Raw genomic sequence first — 10,166 nt, forward strand, 5'->3', positions numbered from 1 at the left:
ACGGAAGCGCCAGAAAGGAAATGCCTTTCTGTTGACATAAAATCCTCCTATCATAAACACTTCTCCTTTACCCGGCAACGAGGTTGCCGGGGACTTTTTTAGGTGGCGGTTTTCCTTGACATTCCATCGATTATACGGTTTATTTCTTATATAATAGTAGTATTAACTTCATTACTAGAAAGGGCGATGATACTATGAAAGCCTTACGGCACGTAGTAAATATTTCAGCATACCTTATTGCTAACCTTGCCTATAAAAATAAGGAGATTGAAGTTACAAGATGTGAAGTATCCCAGATCCGGCTCTGCCGGTAATTCTGCATACAAGCTTACCCGTTAGCTCTGGCTGACGGGCTTATTTATTTTTAACAGCAGGCAAAGCTTGCTTATTTGGGTAACATAACCTGTTTCTAAAAGTATTCTAAATTTTGGAGTTTATTATTAATTATGGATTCGATATACATGGAAAGGAAGTGGTTTCCATAAAAAGCGTAGCCAAAAAAGTAATCGTATGTTCCCTGCTGGGCTTACTGCAAGTCGGTTTATTTGCCCCTGCCGCCGACGCAGCCGCACCCAGGCACAACCCGCAGCGTTATGAACACCGGAATGAGTATCGGAATGATCATCATCAGCGGGAGTTGAAAAAAGAAAAAGAGCGCAGACTAAAAGAGGAGAATAAGCGCCATGAAAAAATAATGAAGCGCCATCCGTTTGAGTCTACGAAACAATGGCATGAACGTCAGAAAAAAGAGATTGAGCGTCATAGAAGAGCCGTCTACGAAATTATGCAGATGGGTCGCAGGTAGGTAATACATAAATTTAGCCATCCGATTCAGCAAAACTGAACCGGATGGCCTTTTTGATCCCAACAGAAAGTATAACTTTCTTAAAAGCAGGATAAGGGCAACATCGGCGTCCACCTTCGCCACAGGCTTGGTGCAAACCGTGTTTTCTTTATCTATCAGAAGCCTAAAATTCGATTTAGCTGCTCGGCAAGCTCTGCCGGGCTTTTTTCTGTATGTATGGGGTCCATGATTGCTTCTCCGTTCATGGTGAGGCTGCCGTTCTTTACAATACAGGGTTTCCCTGCCGGGATTTCGTGAAATACGGTGGCAAGGCTGCCGGCGATAAAATAGGCTCGTTCTTCGGCAAGCAAGCCGTTGGCGGCCAGGGGCGTAACCCAGGGTTGGTCGTTCACAAATACGGTATTTTGCTTAACACGTACTTTGTTATGACTATACTCTGTCAGCCGTTCGCTGAAGGAATTGACTCTTTCCTGGTTTGTCGGATGGTCGTTCGGATTTATGATATTCTCAAAGGTGCTGCGCGTTTTGCCGCCGTTTTTGGCGGAGATTCTGGCCCAGATCGCCGCGCCGGCGCCGGGATTATAGCCGGCGTTGACTGCGTAGGTAAACGAGTTGGCATCGGCTTCTCTTTCCTGCGGCATGGTTGTATGGGTCGCGATGAGCTGGCGGCTAATGATGGTGGTGGTTATTGCCGAGGCCACGTTCGGATTTTTTTCCTGATACAGAGCCTGGGCGACAGACAAGGACACAACCTTGGGGAGTGACTTCAGGGAATGCTGTTGTAAGCCGTGGGTAAGTTCATGCGCCAATACAAAAGCCAGTTCATCTTCATTGTAATTGAGCTCCTGAAATAAGCCGATATTGACGCTGACCGTGTTGCCTAAGCCGCAAAACGCGTTAAAAGTGGTTTGATTGTTGACAAACCAGGAGAACGGCGGCTTTATTTTTCCCTGGGGGTCAATGCTTGCCAGCAGCCTGGTCATTACCGAGTCAAGCTGGCGGTTGGCCGTCTCGTCATGGTTAACTCCATATTCTTTTTTGAAATTGTCCAGTATTTTATCATTTTCATTATAGTGCATATTGGTTAAGGTCTTCTTTAGATAAGTATACTGCACAACACCGCCCAGCAAGATACTTGCAATGGAAGCATGAGCCGTTGCCGGAGCGGATAACAGGGTTGTTGCGGTAAACAAAACAACCAGCAGAATGGTTTTGCATTTTATCAGGAAAGACTGTCTGTGCATGAAAAATGTTGCCTCCTTACTTGCGGTTACTGCGGAAGCCAAAGGTAGCTATACAGTATTATGATACCAAATTTTCAAGCAAAAACCAACTCCCGGCAAGGCGTTCTTTATTGGTAATATCTCCGTTAGGCGGAGATACTATAGAATGGTTAGTATCTCTGGATGCAGCACTAGGCAGACAAGGGGGACAATAATGGCGAATACGCTGGCGAAAACTCGTAAAGCAATTATGCGCACCTTCTTTTTAAATTCATTTAACCGGGATGTGGTCATACTCATCATTATCAGTGTGGCAATCGGCTCCTTGCTGGCAGGTATTGTGGCCATGGCGGCAAATTCCTATTTTTCTGAGACCATATCCACGCTTGTTGGTGAATATGGTGAATTTGATTTACTGATCAATGTCCGGGAGGAAATGAAAGAAGCCGGCAGAACCCAGATTGAAAAAGTGATAGAACAGGTTTTTCCCGGCGCTACTTTAAAAGAAGGGCCAACCTTAACCGGCTTGACCAGCTTTTTCGTGGGGCTGCCGGCAGAATATAAAACCAAGCAAGCGTATGAGACCATGGATAGTATTTTTGGCAGTGTTCCCGGACGTTCGGGTATCAGCATTATGACTGAGCCGCGGATCACCGTCAGGGCTGTGCCTGACGGCGCAAAGCAGCTGGTTATTGAACAAATCATGCAAATTGACGGCGTGCTATTTGCCTTTCGGGACGGTGGTTCGGTTACGGTGATTATCAAGTCGCTGGAACAATCGTCCTATGTAAACACCGAAATTGAAAAGCTGTTTGCCCAATATCATATTATTGATATTGCGTTTCCGGTTGGCAGTGAGCCTGAGAATGCCATCCGTTTGGGGGAGCAGCTGGCCGATGCCGTCCGGGCGGAAAAGGCGGCCGGTTATGCTGAAAGTGTGTCGGTTGACAGCAAAAACAATGAAATGGTCTATCTCACCAGTACAATGATTGAGTTAAAACGCTTTTTAACTGCTTTTATCACTAAGGCTGCCCTTACACCGGCAGCCGGAGCGCGGTTTACCGCCGGTGATGTTATTGCTTTTCAGGGAACGGCGCCCAATGCACCCAGTCCGGGTACCGCTCCCGAGCCGGCTCATGTTTTGGTGCAGGTAACCAACGTCAAGGACGATGGTTCGGCAGACGGCATGGTGATTCAGGGCGACCCTGTGGAAATGTCCAATACTCAGGGGTATACGGTAATAAATAATGCAATTGGCGAGCCGGTGGGGACGGCCAGTTTTCATAACCCGCGTGCGGCGTTGGGGAATGCCTTGCACGAGACCGCCGGTGTGGTTGAGCAAATTCCGGGTATTGCTCAGGATGCGCAGAATATGACGAGTATCGCCAATAAGACGCTGGATAATTACGGGACAAGTCTGACGGCTATCGAGCAGACGCTGGCCAGTTTAGGCAATGCCGGCACAACGATTGAGGCGGCGACCAGCGGTTTGGCCAATCTCAATACCGGCGGCATCCAGTCGCAGGTGACTAATTCTTCGCGGGCCATCGGCTCTGTGCTCAACACCCTGCAGGTCGCCCGGCTGCTTAATGCCGATGTCGCCTCTTCTATTAACGAACTGACGGTAACCCAGCAGAATCTGGCTAATCTTCAGGCCGGGCTGAGTGCCCTGGAAAATGTGTCGGCCACTGCCCGGCAGGCACAGTCAGCTATTGACGGTATTGTTACCAACGGCAACAACACTGTCACCAGTCTGCGCAGTTTTGATGTGAGCGGCACCCGGCAGACGCTCAATGATATTAATGGCCGCCTGGCGCAATTGCAGGCTTTCGATACACCGCTTGTTGCCGCCCAATTACAGTATCTTGGGGCAGCCGTCCCTAATTTGAAGGATGAGGAGATCAGCCAGTCTATTAAGCTGTTGGACCAGTTTATTGCCGGGCAGGTCATTCCCAGCCAGCGGCTGCAGCTATTAACCAAAAGCAGCATCACACCGGATTTTGTGGCACCTGTTATCTATAATGTGGTGGGACACAGCAATTTGTCGTTATACACCTCGGCGCTGGGGGTTATTGAACCAGACCCCCGGGCGGAAGTCATGATGATTCTGTCACAGGTTAAAGCCATATTAGCAGGCATGATCTCCCTGATTGCCGTGATTCTTTTTCTGGCACTGGATCATACTGCCATTATGAGCGTCATCCGCCGGCAGCGGACCGTTGGTAAGACGCTGAAAACCAAGGGGTGGAGACGGTTGGCCCAAGGTATAAAAAACACCTTTACCGCACCGGAATGTCTCTATGGCATGGGTATCGGGGCGCTGCTGCTTACCGCGATGTTTGTCTTATCAGGCGGGGGAATTCCGTATCTGCCATGGGTGGGGGTACCGTTTCTCGGGGCGGCGCTGGGGTGGCTGATCGCCAATAATGCGGAAAAAATCAGTCCCCTGGCGACCGATGAGGTTATTGCCGGTGAGGCGCTGGGACTATCCTTTGATGAAGTGATGCGGGAAATTGTTATTCCCAACAGCCGCCCGGGATTACTGCAAACACTGAACAGGCGAAAAATGAAATTTAAATAGGTCAGGTGGAGTGTTATGCTGGTCATCCAAAATCTATACAAGCAATTTGGCAGCTTAGTGGCTGTTAATGATTTTAACCTTACGGTTAAGCTGGGGGAAACCGTTGTACTGATGGGGCCGTCAGGCTGTGGCAAGTCGACAACCATCAGAACCATAAACCGGCTGGTGGAACCCAGCCGCGGCCGGGTTATGCTCAATGGCGCCAATATCCTGGCAATGGAGCCGGATGAGCTGCGGGATGTGCGCAAACGCATCGGCTTTGTCTTTCAGCATTTCAATCTTATCGGACGGTTAACTACCCTGGAAAACGTTATGCTGGGCCTGGTTATGGGCGGGACAGACCGGGAGACGGCAGAGTGCAAGGCAACCGAGGCACTGACGAAGGTGGGCTTGGAAAATCATCTTGCACATAGGCCGGACCAACTGTCAGGCGGTCAGCAGCAGCGGGTGGGTATTGCCAGAGCGCTGGCCTATGAGCCGGAGCTTATGCTGTGGGATGAGCCTACGGCCTCACTTGACCCGATTTTGGTGCGGGAAGTGTTGGTGGTGATGGAGGAGTTGGCCCGCTACCGCGCCAGCACCATGATTGTGGTGACCCATGAGTTGACCTTTGCCCTCAGGGTGGCTGACAGGATTGTGCTGATGGATAAAGGGAGTATTGTGGAAGAGGGACAACCATCCGAGGTATTTGTTAAGCCCGTTTCGGATATTGGCAGACAGTATCAGGAACTGATTGAATACCAGATGAATACCCAAGCGCAGAGCCTTGCCGGCAGGCGGTAGGGTTATAGCGAATGGCTGGCACGGGATTATTCCAATGCCAGCCATTCTTTTTATCTCGGTAGAAAGTATAACTTTCAAGTGGACCAGGGCAGCTGTCAACCCGGGAGTATTATGAGCAGATACAAACCATTTTCAATAATTGGGGTGAAGCTTCAGCAATTACAAGATTGGGTGCGATCGCGCTAAGTTTCTAGGACAATTGGTTTAGTCAAAAAAGAACTGTGTTGGAGTCTAATTCAACACAGTTCTCTTTTTGACAATAATTAGACGTGGATATTTTAAAGTAAGAAATATAGTCATAATAATACAAATAAACAGTAAACGTGAACTGCATAAAGAGGGGGAATTTAGTGTGAAGGAAAATTATTATGCTCAAAAACTGTATCAGGTTTATGAAACAGAATATTCAAGAGTAAGGCAGTATTTAGCAGCAGAAATTAATTTTGTTAGAAATTATTTGCAAGGAACAGAACGTGTATTGGAACTAGGTGCCGGATATGGACGCATTGTTAAAGAATTAGCACCTAGCTGTCAATCAATAGTTGGTATTGATATCTCAAAAGACAATGTGGATTTTGGTAAAGAATATTTAAATGATACGCCTAATGCACATCTAATGGTTATGGACGCACATAATCTCCAGTTTCAAGAATTATTCGACGTGGTACTGTGTTTGCAAAATGCCTTGTCAGCGATGAAGGTAGTGCCTGTTGAATTTATAAAAAAGGTCATGGATTTACTTCCAAATGGGGGCAGAGCTTTTTTTAGCAGCTATAGTGCCAAGTTTTGGGATCATCGCCTTACATGGTTTCAGGAGCAATCAGAAAAAGGTTTGTTAGGCAAAATCGATACAGTGAAGACTAAGGATGGAATCATCATATGTGAAGATGGTTTTCGTGCAACAACGCATTCGCCAGAAGATATGGACAGATTTGGGAAGGCTTCAGGTTTTGTATATGAGGTTACAGAGGTTGATGAATCAAGTATTTTTCTTGTTGTAACCAAAAACTAAATAGAAGCAGGTGTATGTCAAACTTTGTGGGCTGCACGAAGTGCTACAATGTAGCGATTTTGTATCACTTCATTTACCTCTTACCCCAAATACCAATCAGTTAATTTCCCATAGTGCAATTTCAAAAATGAAAAAAGGAAGTTACTGTATGCGCTGTAGAACCCATTCATGCAGAAAGTCCACTATTAACACTAGATAATTTTATAATTACGCCACACATAGGGGTTTATACAAAAGAAGCTATTGCTTCTGTAAGTCGAATATGCGCAAAAAATATCGCTGCAAAATTATGTGGGGGATCAATTGAGTTTAGCGTTACTGATACTAAATTATAATAAATCTGAGTATTTATTATTTGTGGTGAAAGTGTATCTGTGTCGCAAAAAGCATTTTAAGAAACGCGATTTGCGACACCCTTTTGTTCTGGCAGCAGGCTTCACTGACAGAGTGACTGCCGGCGAATGGTTACAGAGATCAAGAAAGTCCCGCAGTGCTCACCTACCGCACAGAAATTGCCCAGCATTTGTGAAAAAACACTACCCGCTATGGGTTAGTTGACATTTCTTTTACAATCCGGGTAAGCTGAGCGCCGGAAATAACCTCTTCCTGCTGCAGAAACAGGGAAACCTGATGCAGAACTTCCATGTGTTCGGTCAGGAGTTTGCTTGCTGTTGCCTGTGCTTCATTCAACAAGAGGCGAATTTCCTCATCTATTTCGGCAATGGTTGCAGGGCTTAAATCGCTGCGGCCTGTAGCCCCGCTCTGTAAATAGCTGCCTGCCGTGGTGGCATACCGGACAGGACCCAGCCTTGGGGACATGCCGAACTCAGTAACCATTCGCCGGGCCATTTCTGTGGCGCGTTCCAGGTCATTAGCCGCCCCGGTAGAGGCTTCATGAAAAATGATAAGCTCGGCCGCTCGTCCGCCAAGCATTACTGCCAGCCGTGACCGTAACTCATTTTCGCCGATAAGATAGCGGTCTTCTTCCGGCATCTGCATGGTATACCCGAGAGCTCCTTTTGAGGTGGGAATAATACTGATTTTGTGCACAGGATCTGTTCCGGCAAGATAATAGGCCGTAAGGGCATGGCCTACTTCGTGATAAGCCACTTTTTTGCGAATATCCTGGGAGAGGGGCGTTTTTCGCTGTAAGCCGGCTACCACCCGTTCAATGGCCAAGTCAAAATCGCTCATAGCAATGATGTTGGAACCACGCCTGATGGCAAGCAGGGAAGCCTCGTTGGCGATATTAGCCAATTCAGCGCCGGAGAAACCGGCAGTCACTTTAGCCAGTCGTTCCAACTGGACATCATTGCCCAGCGGCATATCGCGCGTATGGATGGTAAGGATATCCAGGCGGCCTGGTTCGGTGGGCAGGGTTACCTGAATCTGCCGGTCAAAACGTCCCGGCCGTACTAAGGCGGGGTCGAGAATTTCGGGACGGTTGGTAGCCGCCATGATGACCACGCCGGAATTAGCTTTAAAACCATCCATTTCTGCCAGCAATTGATTGAGCGTATTTTCCTGTTCGCTGTTAGTGCCAACTTTGCCAATATTGGTACGGGCTTGTCCAATAGCATCGATCTCATCAATGAAGATGATGCAGGGGGCTTTTTTCTGAGCCTGTTGAAAAAGGTCGCGCACTCTTGCCGCACCAACGCCAACAAACATTTCGACAAAACTGGAGCCGGTAAGAAAGAAGAACGGGACGCCGGCTTCACCGGCGGTTGCCTTGGCGAGCAGGGTTTTGCCGGTTCCGGGCGGACCTGCCAGCAGAACGCCTTTGGGAAGTTTGGCACCAATGCGGGTAAACTTCTCAGGCATGGTCAGGTATTCGATAATTTCACGCAGCTCGACTTCCGCTTCGCCAACACCACCGACATCAGCAAACTTGACACCAATCATTTCCCCTTCAATTTCGTGGGCTTTGCTTTTTCCCAGCGACATGGCGTTCGGGCCCGCGCCGCTCATACGTTTGAAAATGAAGTACCAAATCAGCAGTAATGGCAATAAGGGGAGAATCCAGCCGAATAGCGAGGAAAATAAACTTTTAGCCGGGGCTTGTGCGGAAAATGCCACCCCTGACTTAATTAGCCGGTCAATCAGGTCAGGGTCGTTGACCGGCACTACGTTAGCAACAGCTTCTTTTTGATTATCAGTAGTTTTAAGCGAGAAGATAATGCGGTCGCCTGTCAAAATAACCTGATCAATCTTATTTTCAGCTAAGTTTTGGAGAAAGACATGGTAGCTGACTTCGGTTTCCCGCATAACATATGGCTTGTAGACATAATCATTAAATAGCCAAGTGAATACCAGCGCCAATAAAAAGAATCCTGTAGAAAAATTTCGTTGTTTGTTATCCATGTGTGCCTCCGTTGGTATCAGGGTACTGTAAGGTAGTATATCCGAAACCGCACATATTCGTGCAACAGGGAGTTCATTGACACCCATAGGCGGTCCTGGTAAAATGTGTATAAACTGTAATGGACAAGAGCGCAGGAGCGGTTTGGGAGGATGAAAAATGACATTGATTGACAAGCTGGGTAAATCTTTTGTTTTTACTACCGAACTGGGCGGTATTAACGGCACAGATATTGAGGGGAGTATTGCCAAGCTCAAAGAGTATGACGGGGTGGATGCCATTAATATTCATGACTGCCCTAACGGCAGGCTGCGAATGAATTCGGTGATGGCGGCAGCCATCATTAAACAGGTCGCCGGGGTGGAAACCATTCCCCATTTTACCTGCCGGGACCGCAGCTTGCTGGGAACTCAGGCTGATTTGCTGGGAGCCCATGCATTGGGCATTCGCTATATGCTGCCGACAACCGGTGACGGCCCGCAGCATGGACCGTATCAGTCCGCTGCGGTCTATGATTATAATACGGCCAAACTGATTGAACTGATAAAAAACTTTAATCAGGGGAAAGATGCCAATGGCGAAGCTTTTACCGGGCAGACACAATTTGCCGTGGCGGCGACAGCTACGCCGGGCGCAGCCAATTTGGCGGCAGAAACAGCCAATATGCAAAGAAAAATAAGCGCCGGGGCTGATTTTTTCCAGACTCAGCCGGTATATGACCCGGAGCAGGCCGGCAGGTTTATCGATAAGGCCAAAAGCCTGGGTAAACCGGTATTGTTAGGGTTAATGCCGTTAAAAAGCCTGAAGATGGCGGAATTCGTTAATAAAAATGTTGCCGGCGTGACGGTTCCTGCGCATATCCTCACTGAGATGGAACAAGGCAAGACCGGCTTTGAGATAGCCTGCGAGTTTATCTGCCAGATATACCGGCAAGTAGACGGAATTCATATCTTTGGTATGGGTGATGTGGCGGTAACAAATAAAGTAGTGGCTTTCGCCCGGGAATTGCTAAACCGGCGTTAAAATCGGAATTAACATCTTCCAGTTTGGGAATACTATAGACTAACTTGGAAGATGTGAGGTGATCTTTGCTCTTGATTCGCTTTAGCAATCATCCGCTGGTAATTTTTACAGCATTGCTAATCCTTTATACTATGTGTACTTCGATTTCAGCCATTTTTAAGTAGGCTCTTTGCCTGTGGCTGCATCCGGTATTGCAGCAAGTAACATAAAAACACGGCCCGTAGTGGCCGTGTTTTTATGTTATGCTTCAATGTTCTGAGGCTCTGATAGAGTTCCGCAGGTAATTGAGAACCTTCTTACCCTCCTTCAATAATCTTAAAGAATCTCTTTAATTCTCAGTTTTACATAGCATTTCACATATTTAAGACTCGTCTTTA

Annotated in this window: 8 protein-coding genes; 6 read left to right on the top strand and 2 right to left on the bottom strand. The window is 47.5% G+C overall.

Annotated features, from left to right (window positions below; all coding sequences use genetic code 11):
- The first annotated feature begins 427 nt into the window (after positions 1-427).
- Positions 428-805, top strand: a complete 378-nt coding sequence (locus GT1_RS18335) for a hypothetical protein (RefSeq protein ID WP_188399925.1) — start codon at positions 428-430, stop codon at positions 803-805.
- Between the two features lie 155 nt (positions 806-960).
- Here GT1_RS18335 and GT1_RS18340 read toward each other — a convergent pair whose 3' ends face one another.
- Positions 961-2,049 (bottom strand): M48 family metallopeptidase, encoded by a 1,089-nt coding sequence (locus GT1_RS18340; RefSeq protein WP_188399926.1) that lies wholly within the window; start codon positions 2,047-2,049, stop codon positions 961-963.
- Between the two features lie 193 nt (positions 2,050-2,242).
- On the opposite strand from GT1_RS18340, the gene GT1_RS18345 reads away from it, so the two are divergent.
- The 4 genes from GT1_RS18345 to GT1_RS22805 all read left to right on the top strand — a co-directional run bounded on the left by GT1_RS18345 (position 2,243) and on the right by GT1_RS22805 (position 6,603).
- Positions 2,243-4,609, top strand: coding sequence for a hypothetical protein (locus tag GT1_RS18345; protein ID WP_188399927.1), 2,367 nt, complete (start codon positions 2,243-2,245; stop codon positions 4,607-4,609).
- A gap of 15 nt (positions 4,610-4,624) precedes the next feature.
- Positions 4,625-5,392 (top strand): amino acid ABC transporter ATP-binding protein, encoded by a 768-nt coding sequence (locus GT1_RS18350; protein ID WP_188399928.1) that lies wholly within the window; start codon positions 4,625-4,627, stop codon positions 5,390-5,392.
- 352 nt (positions 5,393-5,744) lie between these two features.
- Entirely contained in the window at positions 5,745-6,404 is a 660-nt protein-coding gene (locus GT1_RS18355; protein WP_188399929.1) for a bifunctional 2-polyprenyl-6-hydroxyphenol methylase/3-demethylubiquinol 3-O-methyltransferase UbiG, read from the top strand.
- Between the two features lie 10 nt (positions 6,405-6,414).
- Positions 6,415-6,603 (top strand): NAD(P)-dependent oxidoreductase, encoded by a 189-nt coding sequence (locus tag GT1_RS22805; RefSeq protein WP_223226365.1) that lies wholly within the window; start codon positions 6,415-6,417, stop codon positions 6,601-6,603.
- A gap of 344 nt (positions 6,604-6,947) precedes the next feature.
- On the opposite strand, the gene ftsH is transcribed toward GT1_RS22805, so the two are convergent.
- Positions 6,948-8,768, bottom strand: coding sequence for an ATP-dependent zinc metalloprotease FtsH (gene ftsH / locus GT1_RS18365; RefSeq protein ID WP_188399931.1), 1,821 nt, complete (start codon positions 8,766-8,768; stop codon positions 6,948-6,950).
- A 157-nt stretch (positions 8,769-8,925) separates the two neighbouring features.
- Here ftsH and GT1_RS18370 point away from each other — a divergent pair, with 157 nt between their 5' ends.
- Positions 8,926-9,789: a methylenetetrahydrofolate reductase gene (locus tag GT1_RS18370; RefSeq protein ID WP_075756271.1), complete on the top strand. Its 864-nt coding sequence runs from the start codon at positions 8,926-8,928 to the stop codon at positions 9,787-9,789.
- Positions 9,790-10,166 lie beyond the last annotated feature (377 nt).

It is taken from the genome of Sporomusa sp. GT1 (assembly GCF_014634905.1).
Taxonomy (GTDB): Bacteria; Bacillota; Negativicutes; order Sporomusales; family Sporomusaceae; genus Sporomusa; species Sporomusa sphaeroides.

Bases quoted from the DNA above. Each gene is read 5' to 3' on its own strand.
- GT1_RS18340 (WP_188399926.1), bottom strand. From the start codon at position 2,049: ATGCACAGACAGTCTTTCCTGATAAAATGCAAAACCATTCTGCTGGTT.
- GT1_RS18345 (WP_188399927.1), top strand. From the start codon at position 2,243: ATGGCGAATACGCTGGCGAAAACTCGTAAAGCAATTATGCGCACCTTC.
- GT1_RS18350 (WP_188399928.1), top strand. From the start codon at position 4,625: ATGCTGGTCATCCAAAATCTATACAAGCAATTTGGCAGCTTAGTGGCT.
- ftsH (WP_188399931.1), bottom strand. From the start codon at position 8,768: ATGGATAACAAACAACGAAATTTTTCTACAGGATTCTTTTTATTGGCG.
- GT1_RS18370 (WP_075756271.1), top strand. From the start codon at position 8,926: ATGACATTGATTGACAAGCTGGGTAAATCTTTTGTTTTTACTACCGAA.